Raw genomic sequence first — 22,437 nt, forward strand, 5'->3', positions numbered from 1 at the left:
CGGGAACGTCACAGCGGCATCGGCGCGGATACGAGGACGCTGAGCAGGAGCGGCACCACACCGAGAAGGAGGAAAGCCGGCAGCGTGCAGACCCCGAGCGGGAACAACAGGCGTGTCGAGAGCTTCGCGGCACGGAGCCGCCCCTGCACTCTGGCGGCGTGTCGGTCCTGGGCCGCGGATGCCCTGAGCAGCTCGACTGCCGGCACCCCCGCGGCGCGAGAGAGCTCGAGCACGGAGCGAACGCGTTCATCGCCGGTCTCCGAGGGGGACGCCTGCGAGACCAGCTGATGCGCACGATCGATCGAGGCCCCGCCCGACAGTGCGACCGCGACGAGCTCTGCGTGCATCCCGGGGGTGCCGGGCGCCGGTCGTGCCCGCCGCAGCAGGCGCGTCGTCCACAGATGCGCCGCGGCGACGAGGAGCAGGCCGACGGTGACGCAGGCGGCGCCGAGCACGTTCCCGAAGATCACTCCGATGGTGTCGAACCCGAGTGCGAACCCGAGGAGCACCCCGGCGAACGGCATCCACAGCAGCAGCCGTGCGGTTCCTGCGGGTTCGGCGAGTGCGATGCGCACATCGTCAGCCGCGGCCTCGGAGTCTCGCAGCGTCTCCGCGATCATGCGGAGAACCTCGGCGAGCGGCGCCCCCACCGTCGTCGCGATCTCCCAGGCGGCGGCCAGATCGATCCATGCCCCGCCCTCAGCCTCGATGGCCTCGAGAAGCGGCACGCCACGATCGAGGCGGTCGACGACAGCCCGCGCCTGCGGATCATCGGCCTCGGCCAGGTGGCGCCACGCGATGACCGGCGCAGCCCCCGCCTGCAGCAGCACGGCCAGCGTCTGCACCGAGGTCGCGGCATCCGTCGCGCCGGCCGACCCTCGTCGCCCCACACGGCCCCACCGCATCACCACGGCTGCACTTCCTCGATATCGAGACGATCCCCGACGATCACGAGACGCCCCGCCTGCCGGATGCGACGGGTGCCCCCGGGGGCGCGGTCGAGGTGGAGGACGATCGTGAACGCGCTGACCGCCTGCCGCGCGAGAGCGATCGCGTCCATCCCGGCGAGGGCGCCGAGGGCTTCGAGCCGCGCGGGGACGTCGCGGAGCCCGCTCGCGTGCAGAGTGCCCGCACCCCCGTCGTGACCGGTGTTGAGGGCGGTGAGCAGCTCCCGGACCTCTTCACCGCGGCACTCCCCGACCACCAGCCGATCGGGACGCATCCGCAACGACTCGCGCACCAGTCGCGCCAGAGAGATGCCGCCCGCGCCCTCGAGGTTCGACTGCCGCGCTTCGAGGGCGACGTGATGCGGGTGACGCGGACGCAGCTCGGCGACGTCTTCGATCGTGACGATGCGCTCCGTCGACGACACCTCCGACAGCAGCGCCGACAGCAGCGTCGTCTTGCCCGTTCCGGTTCCCCCGGTGATGAGGATGTTCGCCCGCTCGGCCACCAGCCCGAGCAGCCAGGCATGCTGGCGCGCATCGAAGGCACCGAGAGCGGCGAGCGCGTCGAGATCCGCGACACGTACGCGGGGAATGCGTATCGAGAGGGCGGTTCCGGTGGTCGATACCGGTGCGAGGACCGCATGAACCCGGACGCCGGAATCGAGACGGACGTCGACGCAGGGCGCCTGGTCGTCGATATGGCGTCCCCCGAGACCGACCAGTGCGACGGCGAGGTCGCGGACCTCCCGCTCCGAAGCCCTCCACCCCGGTGCGGGCTCTGCTCCACTCCCGCGGTCGACGAACAGCCCGCTCGCCCCGTTCACGAACACATCGGTGACGGCATCGTCGAGGTGGGTGAGAAGCGGCCCGAACGCCGGATCCAGGCGACGGGTCTCGGGCGGGGCTTCCCCTTCGGGCGCAGCCGAACGAACTCCCCTGGGCTGGATGACGAAGGAATCAGGCATGGACGCGACGCTATGCGCGGCCGTCGTGTGGGAAAGGCGTGAGGCGCGGGTCGGCTCAGCGCCTGTGAATAAGACCACTCATCCGCCCACGGTGCAGGCGACGCCTCCGGCGGAACCCGGCACGGCAGGGAGCGCTCCCAAAGGAATGGGCGGCATCTCACGGGGGGAATGAGATGCCGCCCACGACGAACCACGATTGGGGGAATCGGGCACGCCAAGGCCGGAATGAGAATTCGGCTGTCGTCGAGTGTACGCAAGGCGACCGTCCTGACAAAACCGGCCGCACTACCGACTTTCGGCAGTATGCGACAGGAGGCCGCGGAGATAGATTCGCCATGACCTGGTCGCCACCCCCACGACCATGCTCGTAAGACCCGTATGCCGCAAAGGAGCGCCTGCCGATGAGCAGCCAGATCGATCATCTTCTCGACGAGACCCGGAAGTTCCCGCCGTCGGAGGACTTCGTCGCCCACACCATCTCCTCGCCCGAGCTGTACGAGCGTGCCGCCGCCGATCGCGAATCCTTCTGGGGTGAGCAGTCCCGAGAGCTGGTGCACTGGCACAAGCCGTTCACCCAGGTGCTCGACTGGAGCAACCCGCCCTTCGCGAAGTGGTTCGAGGACGGCGAGCTGAACGTCGCCTACAACTGCCTCGACCGTCATGTCGAAGCAGGCAACGGCGATCGCGTCGCCCTGCACTGGGAAGGCGAGCCGGGCGACTCCCGCCGCATCACGTACGCCGAGCTCACGGACGAGGTCAAGCGCGTCGCCAACGTGCTCGAAGGTCTCGGCATCGGCCAGGGCGACCGCGTCGCGATCTACCTGCCGATGATCCCCGAAGCGATCGCCTCGATGCTCGCGGTCGCTCGCCTGGGAGCGATCCACTCCGTCGTGTTCGGCGGCTTCAGCGCCGACAGCCTGCGTTCGCGCATCGACGACGCCGGCGCCAAGCTCGTCATCACCGCCGACGGCGGCTACCGCAAGGGCCGCGTCTCGGCGCTGAAGCCGGCCGTCGACCAGGCCCTCGCCGACCGCGGCGACGGTGAGCAGCAGACCGTCGAGCACGTCCTCGTCGTCCGCCGTGGCGAGAACGAGGTCGACTGGATCGACGGCCGCGACATCTGGTGGCACGACGCCGTCCCTGCCGCCTCCGCGGAGCACACGGCACAGGCGTTCCCCGCCGAGAATCCGCTCTTCATCCTCTATACCTCGGGCACGACGGGCAAGCCCAAGGGCATCCTGCACACCTCAGGCGGGTACCTGACCCAGGCGGCGTACTCGCACAAGTACGTCTTCGACCTGCACCCGGAGACCGATGTGTTCTGGTGCACGGCCGACATCGGCTGGATCACCGGACACAGCTACGTCACGTACGGCCCCCTCGCCAACGGTGCGACCCAGGTGCTCTACGAAGGCACACCGGATGCCCCGCACCCCGGCCGCTGGTGGGAGATCATCGAGAAGTACAAGGTGTCGATCTTCTACACCGCGCCGACCGCGATCCGCTCGTGCATGAAGATCGGGCGCAGCGTCCCCGCGAAGTTCGATCTGTCGTCGCTGCGACTGCTCGGCTCGGTGGGAGAGCCCATCAACCCCGAGGCGTGGATGTGGTACCGCGAGGTCATCGGGGCGAACAAGACCCCGATCGTCGACACCTGGTGGCAGACCGAGACCGGCGCGATCATGGTGTCCGCTCTTCCGGGAGTCACCGAGACCAAGCCCGGTTCCGCGCAGGTGCCTCTGCCCGGGATCTCTATCGACGTCGTCGACGAGAGCGGCGTCGAGGTCGGCAACGGCAGCGGCGGCCTCCTCGTGATCACCGAACCCTGGCCCAGCATGCTGCGCGGCATCTGGGGCGACCCCGAGCGCTACCGGGAGACCTATTGGGAGAAGTTCGAAGACCAGGGCTACTACTTCGCCGGGGATGGCGCGCGCCTCGACGACGACGGCGACCTGTGGCTGCTGGGTCGCGTCGACGACGTCATGAACGTCTCCGGACATCGCCTGTCGACCGCGGAGATCGAATCGTCGTTGGTCGCGCACGAAGCGACGGCCGAGGCCGCCGTGGTCGGTGCCTCGGACGAGACGACCGGTCAGGCCGTGGTTGCTTTTGTATGTATCAAGCAGTCGTACACCGCAAAGCACGAGGAGTTGACGGGTCTCGTCGACGAGTTGCGGGCGTGGGTCGCGCAGCAAATCGGTGCAATCGCCCGTCCCCGCGACGTTTACCTCGTCACCGAACTGCCGAAGACGCGATCCGGCAAAATCATGAGGCGCTTGCTCCGCGACGTGGCGGAAGGTCGCGAGGTGGGTGACACCACGACGCTCGCGGACACCATGGTCATGAGCACGATCAAGGGTCAGGTCACCGGCAAGTAGTTACTCCTGCGCACCGGAGCGCTCGATGCCTCGCCGGTGCCCGTCCCCGTGTCAGAAGCAGTCGTTACTCTCGCGGGAGAAGGGGGACGTGTTATGACACTTCACTACGCAATAGAAGCTGCGCTGAGCGAGGCGGGTCGCGCGATGACGACAGCGGAGCTGGCAGAGCGCGTCAACACCAGTGGCCTGTATAAGAAGCGTGACGGCTCACCCGTGACGCCGTTTCAGGTTCACGGCAGGACGCGGAAGTATCCTCGACTGTTCTCAAAGGCGGGGAGCACCATCAGTTTGGCCCGATGGGGTGACTCTGCCAATCAGGCAACCATCGACGAGCCCTCCCGCACCGTGCCCGCCAGTGCCGTTCGTTCTACCACCCCCTCCCCTGCCGTCGCTTCGGACGTCGAAACGAGTCTCTTGAACGACGAAGCGTTCCGGCCTGCTGGCAGCATCGACCCTGAGGTGCCGGACCGTCCGGGCTTGTACGCGATCAAGGTTCGCGACCGGGCGGCGCTCCCCCAACCCTTTGGCAACTTGCTCGACAGCAGGGACAGCGACCTGATCTACGTCGGCATTGCGGGTACCAGCCTGCGCAAGCGTTTCCTCGGGCAGGAGTTGCGTGCGCGGGGGCATGGGACCTTCTTTCGAAGTATCGGTGCAGTCCTCGGCTTCCGGCCGCCCTCGGGCAGCCTGGTTGGCATGGCCAACGGCAGGAACTACACTTTCGCCGCGCAGGACAACGGCGCGATCATCAACTGGATCAACGCGAACCTTATCGTCAACTGGATCGAGTTCGCGGGTGCGCACGCGGTGGAAGAGTCTTCGCTTCTCCGTGCGCACACCCCGTTGCTGAACCTCCAGGGCAACCCAGCAGCTTTGCCACAATTGAAGGCTCTTCGAGCCGAGTGTGTGCGTATCGCTAGCGCAGGCGCGAACACTGGCTGACGCTCCGCCTCACAGCCCCCGGGGCACGCTGATGCTCGGCTTTCAAGGCCCGACAAGATCGTCAGGTTCGGCGAGTAGCCGCCCCGCGGCGCTTGCACTGGCATTGAACGACTGCGAAAGTCGTGATGTGCAGCCGCCTATCGTCGCAGCGTTAATTACTTCCAGCGTCACTCTCCTATCGGTGTTGGTCGCAGCTTGGACACTTCGTCGGCAGTTCATGAAGGACCGCGATGAGCGACGAGAAGCGAGTGAAGCTCGTTCGACGGAAGCGAACAAGCAAGCTCGGCTAACCAAGGAGGCCACGGACGCGCGTACGTTGGCCGACAAGCAACGAGTCGAAGCCATCGAACGCACGGAGCGCCACCGCGCAGAAGACGCCGACCGTCGTGAACGCGCGAAGGCTTACTCTGACTTCCTCGTGGCGGAGAGCGCTAGGTCGGACGCGTTCGATCGCTACGCCACGATCCGAAACGAACTGAAGCAGACGCCGTTCAAGAAGGACACGCCAGAGGAGGAGGCGCGCGTGGCCGAGATTCACACGCGGCTGGAGGTAGCGAGCGGCGAGATTGATCGCGCGCGGCACGCAGCATGGGCTCCTCTCGCCGCAATGCGCCTTGTTGCCACCGACGACGTGCTTCGAGCGGCTGACGACTACGACAAGGCGCTCGCCGCCAGCAATCCCCGTCGGGTGAGGATGGCTCCGGTGCGGTTGGAGTTCGGAGAGAAGAAGGCGTTGGTCGAAGCGTTCGTAGCCGCCGCCCGAGCGGACCTGGGTCGCGCTCCAGTGCAGGCAGAAGCTCTCGTCAGCGTCGATGAACCTAGCGAGCCTAACGAGGAGCGGAAAAGTCCAAAATGACAGCCGACGTCAGTGAGGACCTGCACCGTCAGCTCAGACCGGGGCTGATGCGCTTCACGTCCGTGTACAGACCTCGAAGCGCCGCATCGGACATGTCGATGATCGGTTCGTACATGAATGAGTTGACGTGGATGTTTTCGGGGGTCATGAGCACGACACCGTCTAGCGTGCTCCTCGACTCCGACGTGCCTAGCCCGCGGTTCTTGAACCGCTGAAACAGCGCCTGAGTCTGATTGCCGGTGATGCTGTTTGTGAACGATGAGTCCGCAATCTCAGCGGCCATGTAACTCTCTGCCAAGAGTCGCGTGGCGATTGAGAGTACGATTTTGTTCTCGAAATTGACCCCTTCGTCTGCCTGGACGGCTATATCGGCCTGTTGAATAAGGAGGTCGAGCACTGGCTCGGTGGGCGTGCCCCACGCTTCGCCCTCGAAGCCTTGGAACGTGTCGATGAAGATCCGGTCGAGCTCAGCGTTGGTGATTGATCGCGAGTCTTGCTTCCAGTGAAGAAGCGAGGTGAGCTTCATGTAGTCCGGGTCGTCGGTCCCCTTGGTGTACTCGAGGATGTTCCGCACAAACGGAATGGAAGCGATCCGCTCCATACCGTTTGTGAAGAAATGCTTCTTGAACCCGTGGATGAACGGGTTGTTGATATGGGCCGCCTGGCTGAGAACGACTTTCGTCTCTCCCTTCTGAGCCATGAAGCAACGCTTGTAGCCGACCACGCCCCGACTGTTTAGGGTACGGAAGAAGTCGAAGTTGTGGGTAAGCAGCATCAACTTGAAGTTGGTGTGATCTGCCATCTCCTTGAGATACTGGATGATGGCGTACTTGTTCTTGTAGTCGAAGGAGTCCGCGAGGTCGTCGATCACGAACAGGGTCTCGCGTCCGGCTGCCTTGCGCGCTTCCATCTCGAACAACACATTCAATATGTAGAGCGCCTTCTTCTCTCCGTTGCTAAGCACGTCAAGCAGGTCATCTCGCTCGACGCCACGCGACTCATCGCCGTCCTGGAACTGGAAGACGAGCTTGAGCATGGAGTCCTGGCCGAGCATCACACGATGCTTGTTCTCGGCGCTCAGCCGGAACGGAACGAAGAAGCGGTCATTGAAGATCTTGATGACATTTTCCCACTGGGTGCTCTCAGCAGCGGCTTGCCGCTCAATCTCCTTGCGTCGGACCTCCGTGTCCTTGAAGCACTTCACGGCGTGCTGGAACAGGCTCTCGTGGGTCTTGAAGTATGACTTCCACACCCCCTGATGAAACTGATCAACGTTAGCCAGGAACGGAAGCAGCTCTTCGCGCTCCGCGATGAAGTCGAAGAACTTCTGAGTGTCCACGTTCTTCTGGAGAGCTTTCTCGACGAGGTCCAGCTTCTTCTTGAGGGCAGGGTCATCGGTGATCCTCGACTTTTCCTCCTCGATGATCGCTTCAAGCTCCTCGTGGTTGCTGACGCTTCGCGGTGTCTCCTCCCCGTGAAGCAGCAAGGTGTGGCTGGCTGCGAAGAAGCCGCTGTCGCCGAGACTCTTCGTCACTTTGCTCGCGCTGTAGAAGTCGAAGGAGTTGCGGCTGAAGAACGAAGACTCGTCCAGCAGCTCGTTCAGGCGCGTTACGTACTGCGCGAGGGCGCTCTGCACGGCGGGCGTTCGGAGCATCGCCACGACCCGCTCCGCGAAGAGAAGCTCGTACGGCAGGTCAGCGAAGGGTGCGTCCTCCTGTTGTTCGACCTCGTAGCTCACGCGAACGAGAGCATCGAAAAACTTGTCGTCCTGCTGCATGAAAACTTGGGAGATAGCGGCAGGTACGTCCAGCTTCGGTCCGACCTGCTCGCGAAGCGCAGCAACGAGACTCTCCCGCGCGGCAAACAAGTCGACCTGCAGGCTTTCGTACTCCTTCCGGAGGTCCGCATTGACCAGCAGGGTGGAAGTGGACTCCGACGGACCAAGCTCCTCGTCGTAGGAGAGAACGACAACGACGTCTTGCGGGTCGAGTTCGTCACCCTTCTCGTCGGTGACGCTGCGGACGGTTTCGCGCGTGGGGAACATATGGTCCGTGGTCTCGACTTCGTTCGACAGATCCGCGAGGGTGCGAGCGAAGGAGGTCTTCATCGTGCCGTTCGGCGCGTAGATCGCGACGGCGTTGCCTTTGACGAATGAGAAGTCCGCGTTCAGCTCGCGAATTCCGTGACAGTTTTTCAGCGCGATGTTGAGCTTCTCCATTTTCCCAATCTAACGGAGGGCTTCGACACGTCGTGTAGTACGTGGGAGTTAGTTGCAGCCGGTGCGTGACGCGCCTGCACTAGCCGCCTGAAGGCACGAAGATCGACCTCGTTCGAACGAAGCAACCGAACAAAACGAGACGACGCCGCGTCGCGAACGACAACCACGGGCCAGGCAGTGGTGGCCTTCGTCATCATCAAGGAGAGCTATCTCGCCGCGCACGAGCCTGCCGGCCTCGCCCAGCAGCTGCGCCTCTGGGTGGGAGAGCAGATCGGCGCGATCGCCCGCCCGCGCGATGTCTACATCGTGGGTGAGCTGCCGAAGACCCGCTCCGGGAAGATCATGCGGCGTCTGCTCCGCGACGTCGCCGAGGGCCGCGAGGTGGGCGACACGACGACCCTCGCCGACACCGCGGTGATGAGCATCATCTCGGCGCAGGTCAAGTAGAGCCACCCGGACGAGACAGAAGACGCGCCTCCCCCTTCGGGGAGGCGCGTTGCTCGTTCACGGCGACACCGCGTGCCGCCGACCGGCGCTCAGGCGAGGAGGAAGGCGACCTCGACCTCGACCGGACTGCCGAGCGGAAGCTCGGCGACGCCGACGGCCGCGCGGGCATGCCGCCCGGCATCGCCGAAGATCTCACCGAGTACCTCGCTCGAGCCGTTGATGACGCCGGGCTGACCGGTGAAGCCCTCCGCCGAGGCGACGAAGCCGCCGACGCGGAGCACACCGACGATGCGATCGATCCCGCCGGCCGCATCCGCTGCCGCGGCGAGGGCGTTGAGCGCGCAGGTGCGGGCGTAGGACTTGGCGTCCTCGGCGGAGACCTCGCCGCCGACCTTGCCGACGGCCGGAAGCGCACCGTCGACGAACGGAAGCTGCCCGGAGGTGTAGACGAGACCGCCGTGCACGACCGCCGGGACGTAGGCGGCGACCGGGGCAGCGACGGCCGGGAGCTCGATGCCGAGTTCGGCAAGACGGGCGGAGACGCTCATGCCTGGCCTCCCTCGAACTGACGGGCGGCCTGTTCTGCGGCTGCGAGACCGGCGTTCGTCGACGCGTCCGACGTTACGGGGCGCTTCAAGTAGGCGACGAGCCCGCCCTCGGGGCCTTGCACGACCTGGACGAGCTCCCAGCCCTGCTTGCCCCAGTTGTTGAGGATGGCTGCGGTGTTGTGGATCAGCAGCGGCGTGGTGAGGTACTCCCACGTGGTCATGGCACTCCTGTCGATCGGGGCACGACACCCGAGATCCGGGGCGGGCTCGTCAAAGGCGGTATTCAGGGAACTCCCCTACGATCAAGCGTATGCCCCAAAAGAATCGCACGGTGAGAGGCGTGCTCGGCGGTCTCGTCGGGCTCGTCGGCCTGAGCGCCGTCGCCGGTCTCCTCGTCACGGCCAGCGTCACTCCGGTCCTCGCGATGACCGGTCTCGCAGGCACCCAGGCCCTCACGCTCTTCGATCAGCTCCCCGAGAGCCTCGACCCGAGCACGCCGATGGAGCAGTCGACCATCTACGCGACCGCCCCCGACGGATCCCAGGTCGAACTCGCGTCGTTCTACGAGCAGAACCGTGTCCCCGTGACGTACGAACAGGTCTCCCCGAACCTGTACGACGCGATCCTCTCGAGTGAGGACAAGAACTTCTACAGCCACGGCGGCGTCAACATCGGCGCCACGGTGAAGGCTCTGGTGGACAACGTACGCGGCACGTCCAGCCGTGGTGCGTCGACCATCAGCCAGCAGTACGTGAAGAACGTCCTCATCCAGAAGTGCGAGCAGGAGGTCGACACCACGTCCGACACCTACTCTGAGGACCTCCAGCAGTGCTGGAAGGATGCGACCAACGCGACCGGGGCCAAGGGCATCGAGCGCAAGCTGCAGGAGATGCGCTACGCGATCCAGATCGAGAAGGACTTCTCGAAGAACGACATCCTGCTCGGCTACCTGAACATCGCCAACTTCGGTGGCACTGTGTACGGCATCGAGGCCGCCGCGAACTACTACTTCTCGACGACCGCGGCGAACCTCACGGTCGCGCAGTCGGCGACTCTCGCGGGCATCGTGCAGAACCCCAACACGTATCGCATCGACAAGGCCGAACAGGGCACGACCACCAACGCCGAGGGCGTCGCCCTGAACACTGCGGCGGACGGATACTCGCTCACGAAGGACCGCCGACACTACGTGCTCGGGCGCATGCTCACGGACGGCAAGATCACGCAGGCGCAGTACGACGAAGCCGATGCCTCGGAGATCGCCCCCGCGCTGAACCCACCGACGCAGGGATGCGCCTCCGCAGGCACGAGCGCCTACTTCTGCCAGTACGTGAAGTCGATCGTGCTGAACGACGAGGCCTTCGGCAAGACCCAGCAGGAGCGGACGGATCTGCTCCGCCGCGGTGGCCTCAAGATCTACACGACGCTGGACTACCGCATCCAGAACCCTGCCGCCGAGAAGATGGCCGAGGTTGTTCCCGCCAACGCCGACAACCAGTACTTCGGGGCGGCCGGCGTCTCGGTCGAGGTCGGCACCGGCCGAATCCTCTCCATGACGCAGAACACGACCTTCACCGAGACTCCCACCGATGATCAGGCCTACTCCTCCCTGGTGTTCGCGGGCGATAAGAACCACGGGAACTCGGGTGGCTTCCAGGTCGGCTCGACCTACAAGCTCTTCACGCTGATCGACTGGCTCGAGAAGGGCCACTCCGTCAACGAGGTTCTCAACGGAAGCGTGCAGACGAACCTGAAGATCCCCGTCTGCGGAGCCAAGCAGAACGCCAACACCAAGGAGATCGGCAACTTCGGTGGCGGTGGCGGTGGAACCGGATCCGTGCTGAGCTTCACGAAGAACTCGCTCAACAGTGGTTACTTCGCGATGGCGTCGAAGCTCGATATCTGCGACATCAACAAGGTCGCCGACCGTATGGGTGTCACGCTGGCGAACGGCGACAAGGTCACCGACGAGAACGTGCCCTTCGACGTGCTCGGCCCGAAGAACATCTCCCCCCTCGCGATGGCGAACGCCTACGCGACCGTCGCGAGCGGTGGGAAGTACTGCACACCGCGCGCGATCGATCGCGTCGTCGGCCCCGACGGTCAGGACCGCGAACTGCCGGCATCGTCGTGCACCGACGGAGTGATCTCTCCCGAGGTCGCCGCGACGGCCGCCTTCGCGTTGCAGAGCGTCATGGGTGGCGGCGGCACCGGTTCCCGGGCGAACCCCAACGACGGCACGCCGCTGATCGGCAAGACCGGAACGCACGACACCTGGTCGACGATGATGATCGAGTCCAGCACCAAGGTCGCCACGGCGGTCTGGGCCGGCCGCTGGCAGGGCCAGGAGAACATCTACCGCAAGAGGGCCAACGGCTGGAACCTCAACGACATGCGTTACCCGGTGGCGCAGGCCGCGCAGGCCGCAGCGAACGCTGCGTACGGTGGAGACGCCTTCCCGAAGCCCGATGGCAAGCTCACCCGACAGCAGCTGACGACGGTTCCGAGTGTCGTGGGCAAGTCCGTCGAGGAAGCGACCGCGATCCTGACGGACGCCGGCTTCCAGGTCTCTGTCGGAGGAGCAGTGGACAGCGACCTCGCCGTCGGCCTGGTCGCCGGCCAGGATCCGACCGGGGAGGCGGCCACTGGCGCGACGGTGACCCTCACGACCAGCAACGGACAGGGCACGACCGTCCCGGCGAATCTCGTCGGGATGTCGAGAGCCCAAGCCTCTGCCGCGCTCGGTGCCGCAGGATTCACGAATATCGAATTCGACAACTCCTGCAATCCACCGACCTCCGTCGTCGGCGGATCCGACCCTGCGCCCGGCACCGCGGCCAGCAAGTCCACCGCCGTGCGTGTGACGTGCCAGTAGCGGCCCGTCGCGGCGCGCACCCGGCCCTCATCGCGCTCGGCGCGGTGGGGGCCGTGGGTGCCGGCGCCGCCATCTGGGGGATCGGGATCGAGCGGTACCTGTTCACCGTGCGCGAGGCCTCAATAGTGGCTCTCCCGCCCGGTGCCGCACCGCTGCGTATCCTGCACATCTCCGATGCGCACATGGCGCCGTGGCAGCATCGCAAGCAGGACTGGCTCGCCTCCCTCGCCGAGCTGAAGCCCGACCTCATCGTGAACACCGGGGACAATCTCGGCCACGAGAACGGACTCGACGGCATCCGGCGCGCTTTCGCTCCGTTCGCCGGCATCCCCGGCGTGTTCGTGCACGGCTCGAACGACGTCGCCGCGCCGTCTCCGCGGAACCCTTTCCGCTACTTCCTCGGACCGTCCAAGAAGCACCACAAGCCGGAGCTTCTCGACACGGACGCGATGGATCGGTACTTCGCGGACGAGCTGGGCTGGACCGAGCTCAACAACTCTGCGGCGCGGCTGAACATCGCGGGCAGCGACGTCGATCTCTTCGGTGTCGACGACGCTCACCGCGATTGGGACCGTCTGGATGAGCTTCCCGATGCCATCGCGGCTCTCGGTGCCCGCGACGCAGCGACGCCCGTCCTCGGCGTCACGCACGCGCCGTATCAGCGGGTGCTCAACGGCTTCATCGATCTCGGTGCCGATGCGATCCTCGGTGGCCACACGCACGGCGGTCAGGTGTGCATTCCCGGGTACGGGGCTCTCGTGGCGAACTGCGACATCCCGCTCAAGCAGGCCAAGGGGCTCAGCACCTGGTCGCACGGCGGCCGCACTGTGCCGCTCAACGTCAGCGCGGGGTGTGGACACTCCATCTACGCGCCGGTCCGGTTCGCCTGCCGCCCCGAGGCGACGCTGCTCACTCTGACCGCACAGGTGTGATCCGGCCTCGATTCGGCGCAGGGAACATTTCCCTGTAGACTCGGAGGGTTGCAAACGGGGTGTGGCGCAGCTTGGTAGCGCGCTTCGTTCGGGACGAAGAGGTCGCAGGTTCAAATCCTGTCACCCCGACCAGTAACACCGGAAGGCCGCCCTCAGGGGCGGCCTTCTCTGTACCGGGACCGTGCACGAAAGGGAACGCATGAACTCTCTGCTCCCGCCGCCGCGCCGTTTCACCCGGGCCTGGGCGATCGCCCTCGGTGTCCCCTTCCTGATCGGCCTCGCCGCTCTCACCCTCACGCCGTCGAAGGTCGAGGAGTCGATGCCGAATCTGCTCGACCTCGTGCTCGCCACAGCTCACCGTCTCGGCTGGGAGTGGCTCGACTTCACCCGGCTCGAGATCATCGCGAACGTGCTCGTCTTCGTGCCGGTCGGCATCCTCGCCTTCCTACTCCTCCCCCGTCGTATCTGGTTCCTCGCTGTGCTGGTGGGGCCGCTGCTGTCAGCGATGATCGAGATCGCCCAACGTGTGGCTCTCCCCCACCGCGCGGCCACCGTGAACGATGTCGTCGCCAACTCGACGGGCGCCATCATCGGCGTCGCCGTCGCGGTCGCCTTCACCCTGCTGATCGCCCCGAGATCCTCCCAGCGTCCACCTTCTAGGCTGGAGACATCATGACCGCGCCCACACTCGTCGCCTTCGATCTCGATGACACGCTCGCCCCCTCCAAGGGCCTGATCGACCCGCGGATCGCCGCGCTGCTCCGCACTCTGCTGCGCACCGTCGACGTCGCCATCATCTCCGGAGGGAACGAGGCGCAGTTCCGCTCGCAGGTGATCGCACAGCTCGGAAACGCTGACCCCTCCGATCTCGCCCGGCTGCACCTCCTGCCCACCTGCGGCACCCGCTACCTCCGCCACGACGGCACGGACTTCGCCCCGGTCTACGCCCACGATCTCAGCGAGGCCGACAAGCAGGCGGCCCTCACGGCTCTGCGCGAAGAGGCCGAGCGCCTCGGACTGTGGGAGGCCGAGCCGTGGGGCGACATCCTCGAGGACCGCGGATCGCAGATCACCTTCTCGGCGCTCGGTCAGCGTGCGCCGCGCGAAGCGAAGCACGACTGGGACCCGACGGGCGCCAAGCGAGCTGCGCTGCGGGATGCGGTCGCCGCACGCCTTCCCGGTCTCGAGGTGCGCTCGGGCGGATCCACCTCGATCGACATCACCCAAGCCGGTATCGACAAGGCCTTCGGGATGCGGCAACTCGCCGCGCACACCGGCATCGCCCTCACCGAGATGCTGTTCTACGGCGACCGGCTCGATGAGGGGGGCAACGACTACCCCGTGCTCGCGATCGGTGTTCCCGCCATCGCCGTCGACGGCTGGGAAGACACCGCCGACAAGCTCGACGCGCTCCTGCTGACGCTCTGACCTTCGCGGTGTCGCGCTGCGCGACCCTCCGCGAGAGTCCTAGCATGGCGTCATGGATGCCCTGCTGATCGTCATCATCGTCGCCGCGGCCACCAGCGCCGTCTGCTGGGTGCTCTCCCTGATCACCCGCGACACCTCCTGGGTCGACCGCGCGTGGTCGATCGTGCCGGTGGCCTACGTCTGGATCTTCGTCGCCGGTGCTTTCGTGAACGGTGACGGGTCGGCGCGTGTGGTCGTGATGGGTGTGCTCGCCACCGCGTGGGGCGCACGCCTGACCTTCAACTTCGCCCGCAAGGGTGGCTACACCGGGATGGAGGACTACCGCTGGGCCATCCTGCGTGGGCGGATGCGGCCCTGGCAGTTCCAGATCTTCAACGCGCTGTTCATCATCTGCTATCAGATGGCACTGCTCGTGCTCATCACGCTGCCGACGCTGGTCGCCACACAGCACCCTTCGGCCCTCACCGGGTGGGACGCGCTGTTCATCGCCGCATTCGTCGCCTTCCTCGTCGGAGAGACGATCGCCGATCAGCAGCAGTGGGTGTTCCATCAGCGGAAGAAGCAGGCGGGTGGCACGCTCGCACCGGGATTCGCCACGACGGGCCTCTTCCGATACAGCCGGCACCCGAACTTCTTCTTCGAGCAGGCGCAGTGGTGGGCCTTCTACGCGATCGGAGCGACGGCTGCGGTCACCGGCGGAGCCGGCGTCATCGGCGGGGTGCTGAATCCGACGATCGTCGGTCCGGCTCTGCTGACCGTGCTCTTCATCGGCTCGACGATCTTCACCGAGTCGATCACCGCGTCGAAGTATCCGGCGTACGCCCAGTACCGCAAGACCACGTCGATGCTGGTGCCGTGGCCCCCACGCACCAGGGCGGTGGCCACGCAGTCCTGAGACGACGTGGCCACCTCCCGGTCAGATCCGGACGAGCAGGGCTCAGTGCACGCGGGCTTCCGCGGCGGCGCGGGCCACGGGAACCAAGCGGGTCAACTGGGTCACGTGCGCGGGCTCGAGCTCGGCGAGCGAGGCGACACCCAGCAGGCGCATCGTGCGTTCGATCTCGCTGCGCAGGATCGCGATCGTGCGGTCGACACCCTGACGTCCGCCCGCCATCAGACCGTAGAGGTACGCCCGTCCGATCAGCGTGAAGTCCGCTCCAAGCGCCACCGCGGCGACGATGTCCGCACCGTTCATGATGCCGGTGTCGATCATCACCGTGAAGTCGTCGCCCACGGCCTTGCGCACCTCGGGAAGCAGGTGGAACGGGATCGGTGCACGGTCGAGCTGGCGGCCACCGTGGTTCGAGAGGACGATCCCGTCGACTCCGGCATCGCGCAGACGCACCGAGTCCTCGACGTTCTGCACGCCCTTGATCACGATCTTGCCTGGCCAGATATCGCGGATGACGGCGAGATCGTCATAGCTGATCGTGGGGTCCATCGCGGCGTCCAGCAGCTCGCCCACGGTCCCCCCGGTGGTGCTGAGCGAGGCGAACTCGAGCTTCGGGGTGGTGAGGAAGTCATACCACCACCATGGGCGCGGGATCGCGTTGATGATCGTGCCGAGGGTCAGCTGCGGCGGGATGCTGAACCCGTTGCGCTTATCGCGCAGACGCGCTCCCGCGACCGGGGTGTCCACCGTGAACTGCAGGGTGTCGAACCCCGAGGCGGCGGCGCGACGGGTGAGCTCGTAGGAGATCTCACGGTCGCGCATGACGTAGAGCTGGAACCAGTTGCGTCCGTGCGGGTTGGCGGCCTTCACGCCCTCGATCGAAGTGGTGCCGAGGGTCGAGAGCGTGAACGGGATCCCGGCGGCGGCCGCGGCGCCCGCGCCCGCCGTCTCCCCCTCGGTCTGCATCAGACGGGTGAACCCGGTCGGGGCGATTCCGAACGGCAGAGCGGACGGACCGCCGAGGATCTCGACGCTGGTGTCGACGGTCGGCGCCGGTCGCAGGATCCCGGGGTGGAACTCCACGTCCTGGAACGCCTGACGTGCGCGCGTGAGCGACAGCTCGCCCTCGGCGGCGCCGTCGGTGTAGTCGAACGCGGCCTTCGGCGTGCGGCGCTTGGCGATCAGGCGAAGATCATCGATCGTGAGAGCACCCTCCAACCGTCGCTTGCGACCGTCGAGTTCGGGCTTCTTGAACTTCATCAGCTCGAGGAGCTCGACGGGGTTGGGGAATTGGCGCTGCACCATGATGTGCCTCTCAGATCTGGGGGTGGATCTCACGGGTCAGGCCCGCGGACGTGTAGTAGCCGGTGATGTGCGTGTGGACCAGGGAACGCGCTGTCTCGACGTCGGCGGCATCGATCGCCGCGACGAGTGCGTGGTGCTCGGCGCGAAGCCGCGTCGCCATCGCCCCCCAATCGGCGATCGCGGAGACGCCCGCCTGCACATAGGACTCGATCGAGGAACGAAGACCCGCCATCATCGCGGCGATGACCGTGTTTCCGCTGGCCTCGGCGAGCGAGAGGTGCAGCTGCGCGTCGAGGGCGAGGAACTCCGACGGGGCGAGGCCCGGGGCGTCCATCGCGGCGAGCAGTTCATGGGCGCGGTCCGTGTCGCGCTCGGGGGCGCCTGCCATCGCGGCGACGACCGCGTCTTCGAGCACCAGACGCGTGCGCACGACGTCGTCGAGCGGGAAGCCTTGCGCCGCCACCTGGAGCCGCAGCAGCGCTGACATGCCACCGGTGGGGGTGGCGATGACGATGGCGCCCGATTGCGGGCCCGAGCCGGTCGCTGTGCGGATGAGCCCCATCACTTCGAGCACCCGGAACGCCTCGCGCACGCTCGAGCGTCCGACGCCGAGTTCGGATGCCAGATCACGCTCGGACGGGAGACGATCACCCGGGCCGAGACGGCCGTCGAGGAGGTCGCGTTCGATGTGCTCGAGCACGAGTCGCCATGCGCGCGCCGGCTGGTCGGTCATCGAACCTCCTGTGGTCTGACCACAGAGTATCGCGTGTGGTCAGACCACGCAAACAGGCACGCTCGATCCCCGCCCCGCGTGCGCACCTCAGGAAGAAGACGACGACGTGCGTCGCAGACGGCTCACCGCGGCACGGGGCCGACTGTCTTCCTGGATTGTGCACGGCTGCGCGACGGCAGCGGCCGACGGGCGCCTCGACGGATCGGGCCGGCCTCAGCCCAGGCGACCACCGGACTCTTCGAGGTAGCAGGTACCGCAGAGCGACTCATAGGTGGTCAGCTCCGGCGAGGCCGATCCGGTCGCGCCCTCGTCGATAGCGACCTGGTCGCCGTCGAACACGAACCGTCCGCCGACGACGCGACCGTTGAACACGGCCTTCCGCCCACAGCGGCAGATGGTCTTGAGTTCCTCCAGCGAGTGCGCGATCGCGAGCAGTCGCGCGGATCCGGGGAAGGCATGAGTGAGGAAGTCGTTGCGGATGCCGTAGGCGATGACCGGGATTCCGTCGACCACCGCGATGCGGAAGAGATCATCGACCTGGGTCGGCGTGAGGAACTGCGCCTCGTCGATCAGCAGGCAGGCGACGTCGCTCGGCCCTTCCGGCAGCAGCTCGTCGTCCGACGCATGCTGCATGCGCCCGCGATGTGCGGCGAAGATCGCACGCGCGTCGTCATCGGGATCGATCAGGAAGTCGACCCGACGGGTGACGCCGAGTCGACTCTCGATCTCGGATGCCCCCTTGGTGTCGATCGCCGGCTTCGCGAGAAGCACGTGCTGCCCGCGCTCCTCGTAGTTGTAGGCGGCCTGCAGCAGGGCGGTCGACTTTCCGGAGTTCATCGCGCCGTAGCGGAAGTAGAGCTTCGCCACGGTGCGACCTCAGACGTTGATGCCGAGTGCGGCTGCGGTCGCTGCGGTCGACTTCTCGGCGAGCTCCGGATTCTCGTTCAGCTTCTCGCCGAACGTGGGGATCAGCGCGCGCAGCTCGGGCTCCCAACCCGGGTACTCCGCGGGGAAGCACTTCTTGAGCAGATCGAGCATGATCGGCACGGCGGTCGAGGCGCCCGGAGAAGCACCGAGCAGACCCGCGATCGACCCGTCGGCCGCCGCGACGACCTCGGTGCCGAACTGCAGGATGCCACCCTTCTTCGGGTCCTTCTTCATGACCTGGGCGCGCTGGCCGGCGTCGATGAGCGTCCAGTCCTCGTCCTTCGCAGTCGGCATGAACGTACGCAGGCTGTCGACCTTCTTGGCGTGGTTCTTCAGCAGCTCGCTGATGAGATACGTGATGAGATCGGGGTTCTTCACCGCCACCTGCAGCATCGGCAGCAGGTTGTGCGCGCGCACCTGCGAGACGATGTCGAGCATCGACCCGTTCTTCAGGAACTTCGGGCTGAAGGTCGCGAACGGCCCGAACATGAGCGAGGCCTCGCCGTCGACGACACGCGTGTCGAGGTGCGGGACCGACATGGGCGGAGCACCCACCGACGCCTGCGAGTACACCTTCGCCTTGTGCCGGGCGACGATCGTCGGGTTGGTGGTCTTGAGGAACTGGCCGCCGATCGGGAAGACGCCGTAGCCCTTGATCTCCGGGATGCCGGAATTCTGCAGCAGCTTGAGAGCCCAGCCGCCGGCCCCGACGAACACGAAGCGCGCCTTGACCTCGCTCGGGGTGTGACCGATGCTGTTGCGGTACTTGACCAGCCAGGTACCGTCCTTCTGCTTCTTCAGACTGCGCACCTCGTGGTTGGTGCGCAGCGTGACGCCGGAGTCGGTCAGATGGTCGAACAGCTGGTGCGTGAGGGCGCCGAAATCGACGTCGGTGCCCGCGGGGACGCGGGTCGCGGCGAACGGCTCGCCCTTCACCCGCTGCTGCATGAGGAGCGGCGCCCACTTGTTGATGACGCGGGAATCCTCGCTGTACTCGATGCCCGCGAACAGCGGCTGCTTCTTGAGTACCTCGTACCGGTTCTTGAGGTACGCGACATCCTTCTCACCGCGCACGAACGTCATGTGCGGCGTCGCGTTGATGAAGGTCGACGGCGCATCGAGCACGCCCTTCTCCACCAGCGACGACCAGAACTGCCGGCTCTGCTGGAACTGCTCGTTGATCGAGACCGCCTTGGCGGGGTCGAGCGGGGCATCACCCTGCTGCGGCATGTAGTTCAGCTCGCACAGTGCGGCGTGCCCCGTGCCGGCGTTGTTCCACGGGTTCGAGCTCTCCTGAGCCACCTCGGAGAGTCGCTCGAAGGCGACGATCTTCCACTCCGGCTGCAGCTCGTGCAGGAGAGTACCCAGGGTGGCGCTCATGATGCCACCGCCGATCAGGACGACATCGACGTTTTCAGTCACCGAACCAGTCTAGTTCGCGGGCACGCCACCGCCGACCATGCGGCACGGCCCGGTCAGACCGCTTCCACATCGCGGGGATACCGTCAGGCTATGACCGCCAGGCGCTCTGCCAGGATCTCGGCGATCTGCACGGCGTTCAGCGCCGCCCCCTTGCGCAGGTTGTCGTTGCTGAGGAACAGCACGAGCCCCTTGCCCTCGGGGGCGGACTGGTCGGCGCGGATGCGACCGACGAAGCTCGGGTCCTTCCCCGCGGCCTGCAGCGGGGTGGGAACCTCGTCGAGCACGACACCGGGAGCGACGCTCAGCACCTCGCGCGCACGCTCGGGCGTGATGTCGCCGGCGAACTCGACGTTGATCGACAGCGAGTGCCCCGTGAAGACCGGCACCCGCACGCAGGTGCCCGCGACACGGAGGTCCGGGAGTTCGAGGATCTTGCGGCTCTCGTTGCGGAGCTTCTTCTCCTCGTCGGTCTCGTTGTCGCCGTCGTCGACGAGGTTGCCGGCGAACGGGATCACGTCGAACGCGATCGGCGCGATGTACTTCTCGGGCTCGGGGAAGTCGACCGCCGACCCGTCGTGCACGAGGCGGAGGGTGTCGCCTTGTGCGAGCACGCCCTCGACCTGGCCGAGGAGCTCCTGGGCACCGGCGAGGCCGGAGCCGGAGACAGCCTGGTAGGTCGACACGATCAGACGCTCGAGACCGGCCTCGGCGTGCAGGGCCTTCAGCACCGGCATCGCGGCCATCGTGGTGCAGTTCGGGTTCGCGATGATGCCCTTGGGGCGCTCGTCGATCGCGTGCGGGTTGACCTCGCTGACCACGAGCGGGACCTCGGGGTCCATGCGCCAGGCGCTGGAGTTGTCGACGACCACGGCGCCGGCGGCGGCGAAGCGCGGCGCATAAGCGCGGCTCGCGGTGGCACCGGCCGAGAACAGGGCGATGTCGATGCCCGCGACATCCGCCGTCTCGACGTCTTCGACGATGACCGTCGCGCCACCGAATTCGATGGCCGTGCCGGCCGAGCGCGCGGAGGAGAACAGGCGCAGGTCGCGGATCGGGAACGACCGCTCGGCGAGAATCTCGCGCATCACGGTGCCCACCTGGCCGGTGGCGCCGACGATGGCGACGGAGAGTCCTGAATCGGAGATGCGGGTCATGATGTTCCTTGGCGTCGTGCGGTACTGCGTACGAGGCTTCGGGCGCGGCGTCGGGGTGATGAAGCTGCGCCAGGCGCCGGTGTCAGGGTTTCGGCGAGTCTACCGTGGTCTCACGAACTGCCGGCGCTGCGTCCCGATGGGGCACGGAGTCGGCAGGAAAACGGCGATGAACGGCGGAGATCAGCGGCCGGTGCCGGCGTGGACCGTGGCTTCGGCGTCACCGTCGAGTCCGTAGGCGGTGTGCACGGTGCGCGCGGCCTCGGCGAGGTCGGTGTCGCGCAGCACGACCGAGATGCGGATCTCCGAGGTCGAGATCATCTCGATGTTGATCCCCCCGGCCGACAGCGCCTCGAAGAGGGTGGCGGAGACACCCGAGTGCGTGCGCATGCCCGCACCGACGACCGACAGCTTGCCGATCTGGTCGTCGTGGATCAGGTTCTGGAACCCGACCTCGGTCTGCTCCCCGGCGAGGGCCTTGAGGGCGGCCGCCGCATCCGCCTTGGGGACGGTGAAGGAGATATCGGTGCGCCCGGTGGCCGAGACGTTCTGCACGATCATGTCGACGTTCGCGCCCGACTTCGCGACGATCTTGAAGATCTCGGCGGCCTTGCCCGGCACATCGGGCACACCCGCGACCGTGATCTTGGCCTGGCTGAAGTCGGTGGCGACGCCGGCGACGATCGGTTCTTCCATGACTGCTCCCTCGGCTTCGCGGGGGTTCTTCATACCCTCGCCCAGAACGTATGTGCCCTCGGCCGACGAGAACGTCGACCGAGCGTGAATCAGGACGCCGTGACGGCGTGCGTACTCGACGGCGCGGATGTACAGCACCTTGGCCCCGTTGGCGGCGAGCTCCAGCATCTCCTCGCTCGAGACATGATCGAGCTTTTGTGCCTTCGGGATCACGCGCGGATCGGCGGTGAAGATGCCGTCGACGTCGCTGTAGATCTCGCAGACATCGGCGTCGAGCGCGGCGGCGAGGGCGACGGCGGTGGTATCGGACCCGCCGCGACCGAGCGTGGTGATGTCACGGGTGTCGCGGTTGAAGCCCTGGAACCCGGCGACGATCACGATCGCGCCCTCGTCCAGAGCTTCGCGCAGACGCACGGGCGTGACATCGACGATGCGGGCGGCACCGTGCTGCGAGTCGGTGATCATGCCCGCCTGGCTGCCCGTGAACGACCGCGCCTCGAAGCCCATGGAGTGGATCGCCATGGCCAGCAGCGCCATCGAGATGCGCTCTCCGCTGGAGAGGAGCATGTCGAGTTCACGGGGCGCGGGAATCGGTGCGACCTCGTTGGCGAGATCGAGCAGCTCGTCGGTGGTGTCGCCCATGGCGCTCACAGCGACGACCACGTCGTGCCCGGCACGACGCGTATCGACGATGCGCTTGGCGACGCGCTTGATGCTCTCTGCGTCGGCGACGGACGAGCCGCCGTACTTCTGCACGATGAGGGCCACGATCACT

The 22,437-nt window shown here is 66.3% G+C and carries 19 protein-coding genes, 1 tRNA gene and 1 pseudogene; 10 read left to right on the forward strand and 11 right to left on the reverse strand.

The annotated features are described in order from the left end of the window. Nucleotides 1-8 precede the first annotated feature (8 nt). Nucleotides 9-905, reverse strand: a complete 897-nt coding sequence (locus ABDC25_RS14230; RefSeq protein ID WP_347126012.1) for a type II secretion system F family protein — start codon at nt 903-905, stop codon at nt 9-11. Further along, nucleotides 905-1,912: a TadA family conjugal transfer-associated ATPase gene (locus ABDC25_RS14235; RefSeq protein ID WP_021199124.1), complete on the reverse strand. Its 1,008-nt coding sequence runs from the start codon at nt 1,910-1,912 to the stop codon at nt 905-907. The genes ABDC25_RS14230 and ABDC25_RS14235 overlap by 1 nt, the downstream gene beginning before the upstream one ends. A 401-nt stretch (nt 1,913-2,313) precedes the next feature. Here ABDC25_RS14235 and acs point away from each other — a divergent pair, with 401 nt between their 5' ends. From acs to ABDC25_RS14250, 3 genes are all read left to right on the forward strand, one after another. Further along, nucleotides 2,314-4,290, forward strand: coding sequence for an acetate--CoA ligase (acs, locus tag ABDC25_RS14240; protein ID WP_347123299.1), 1,977 nt, complete (start codon nt 2,314-2,316; stop codon nt 4,288-4,290). Between the two features lie 93 nt (nt 4,291-4,383). Continuing rightward, on the forward strand, nt 4,384-5,232 hold the full coding sequence (locus ABDC25_RS14245) for a GIY-YIG nuclease family protein (protein ID WP_347123301.1): 849 nt from the start codon (nt 4,384-4,386) through the stop codon (nt 5,230-5,232). A 217-nt stretch (nt 5,233-5,449) separates the two neighbouring features. Continuing rightward, nucleotides 5,450-6,088 carry a hypothetical protein gene (locus ABDC25_RS14250; protein ID WP_347123303.1) on the forward strand — a complete coding sequence of 213 codons (639 nt, stop codon included), beginning with the start codon at nt 5,450-5,452 and terminating at the stop codon, nt 6,086-6,088. A 28-nt stretch (nt 6,089-6,116) separates the two neighbouring features. Here ABDC25_RS14250 and ABDC25_RS14255 read toward each other — a convergent pair whose 3' ends face one another. After that, a complete protein-coding gene (locus ABDC25_RS14255; protein ID WP_347123305.1) occupies nt 6,117-8,306 on the reverse strand; it encodes a hypothetical protein in 2,190 nt (729 codons plus the stop codon). Between the two features lie 162 nt (nt 8,307-8,468). Between ABDC25_RS14255 and ABDC25_RS14260 the strand changes: the two are divergent. Continuing rightward, nucleotides 8,469-8,753 (forward strand): annotated as a pseudogene (locus ABDC25_RS14260) (acetyl-coenzyme A synthetase); the annotation flags it as partial. Nucleotides 8,754-8,842: 89 nt separating this feature from the next. Here ABDC25_RS14260 and ABDC25_RS14265 read toward each other — a convergent pair. After that, entirely contained in the window at nt 8,843-9,301 is a 459-nt protein-coding gene (locus ABDC25_RS14265; RefSeq protein WP_021199126.1) for a RidA family protein, read from the reverse strand. Further along, nucleotides 9,298-9,522, reverse strand: coding sequence for a hypothetical protein (locus tag ABDC25_RS14270; protein ID WP_021199127.1), 225 nt, complete (start codon nt 9,520-9,522; stop codon nt 9,298-9,300). The genes ABDC25_RS14265 and ABDC25_RS14270 overlap by 4 nt, the downstream gene beginning before the upstream one ends. Nucleotides 9,523-9,611: 89 nt before the next feature. Between ABDC25_RS14270 and ABDC25_RS14275 the strand changes: the two genes are divergently transcribed. The 6 genes from ABDC25_RS14275 to ABDC25_RS14300 all read left to right on the forward strand — a co-directional run bounded on the left by ABDC25_RS14275 (nt 9,612) and on the right by ABDC25_RS14300 (nt 15,431). Then, a complete protein-coding gene (locus ABDC25_RS14275) occupies nt 9,612-12,176 on the forward strand; it encodes a transglycosylase domain-containing protein (protein WP_029258710.1) in 2,565 nt (854 codons plus the stop codon). Next, complete coding sequence (locus ABDC25_RS14280) at nt 12,167-13,108, forward strand: metallophosphoesterase (protein WP_167255690.1); 942 nt, start codon at nt 12,167-12,169, stop codon at nt 13,106-13,108. The genes ABDC25_RS14275 and ABDC25_RS14280 overlap by 10 nt, the downstream gene beginning before the upstream one ends. Before the next feature lie 55 nt (nt 13,109-13,163). Beyond that, nucleotides 13,164-13,240, forward strand: a tRNA-Pro gene (locus ABDC25_RS14285). Between the two features lie 67 nt (nt 13,241-13,307). After that, complete coding sequence (locus ABDC25_RS14290) at nt 13,308-13,784, forward strand: VanZ family protein (protein ID WP_021199130.1); 477 nt, start codon at nt 13,308-13,310, stop codon at nt 13,782-13,784. Further along, nucleotides 13,781-14,536, forward strand: coding sequence for an HAD-IIB family hydrolase (locus ABDC25_RS14295; protein WP_167255688.1), 756 nt, complete (start codon nt 13,781-13,783; stop codon nt 14,534-14,536). Before ABDC25_RS14290 ends, ABDC25_RS14295 begins: the two co-directional genes overlap by 4 nt. Nucleotides 14,537-14,588: 52 nt before the next feature. After that, nucleotides 14,589-15,431, forward strand: coding sequence for a DUF1295 domain-containing protein (locus ABDC25_RS14300; RefSeq protein ID WP_167255685.1), 843 nt, complete (start codon nt 14,589-14,591; stop codon nt 15,429-15,431). Between the two features lie 42 nt (nt 15,432-15,473). Here the strand turns inward: ABDC25_RS14300 and ABDC25_RS14305 are convergent, their stop codons facing one another. The 6 genes from ABDC25_RS14305 to ABDC25_RS14330 all read right to left on the reverse strand — a co-directional run bounded on the left by ABDC25_RS14305 (nt 15,474) and on the right by ABDC25_RS14330 (nt 22,430). Further along, a complete protein-coding gene (locus tag ABDC25_RS14305) occupies nt 15,474-16,733 on the reverse strand; it encodes an alpha-hydroxy acid oxidase (RefSeq protein WP_029258715.1) in 1,260 nt (419 codons plus the stop codon). Nucleotides 16,734-16,743: 10 nt separating this feature from the next. Further along, nucleotides 16,744-17,466 (reverse strand): GntR family transcriptional regulator, encoded by a 723-nt coding sequence (locus ABDC25_RS14310; protein ID WP_136024965.1) that lies wholly within the window; start codon nt 17,464-17,466, stop codon nt 16,744-16,746. A 213-nt stretch (nt 17,467-17,679) separates the two neighbouring features. Next, nucleotides 17,680-18,333: a thymidine kinase gene (locus ABDC25_RS14315; protein WP_021199135.1), complete on the reverse strand. Its 654-nt coding sequence runs from the start codon at nt 18,331-18,333 to the stop codon at nt 17,680-17,682. A 9-nt stretch (nt 18,334-18,342) separates the two neighbouring features. Further along, complete coding sequence (locus tag ABDC25_RS14320) at nt 18,343-19,815, reverse strand: malate:quinone oxidoreductase (protein ID WP_347123310.1); 1,473 nt, start codon at nt 19,813-19,815, stop codon at nt 18,343-18,345. Between the two features lie 83 nt (nt 19,816-19,898). After that, a complete protein-coding gene (locus tag ABDC25_RS14325) occupies nt 19,899-20,969 on the reverse strand; it encodes an aspartate-semialdehyde dehydrogenase (protein WP_021199137.1) in 1,071 nt (356 codons plus the stop codon). Nucleotides 20,970-21,149: 180 nt separating this feature from the next. Then, nucleotides 21,150-22,430 (reverse strand): aspartate kinase, encoded by a 1,281-nt coding sequence (locus ABDC25_RS14330; protein ID WP_167255679.1) that lies wholly within the window; start codon nt 22,428-22,430, stop codon nt 21,150-21,152. Between the last annotated feature and the right edge of the window lie 7 nt (nt 22,431-22,437).

Origin of the sequence: Microbacterium sp. SY138 (genome assembly GCF_039729145.1) — a bacterium.
GTDB classification, from domain to species: domain Bacteria; phylum Actinomycetota; class Actinomycetes; order Actinomycetales; family Microbacteriaceae; genus Microbacterium; species Microbacterium maritypicum_A.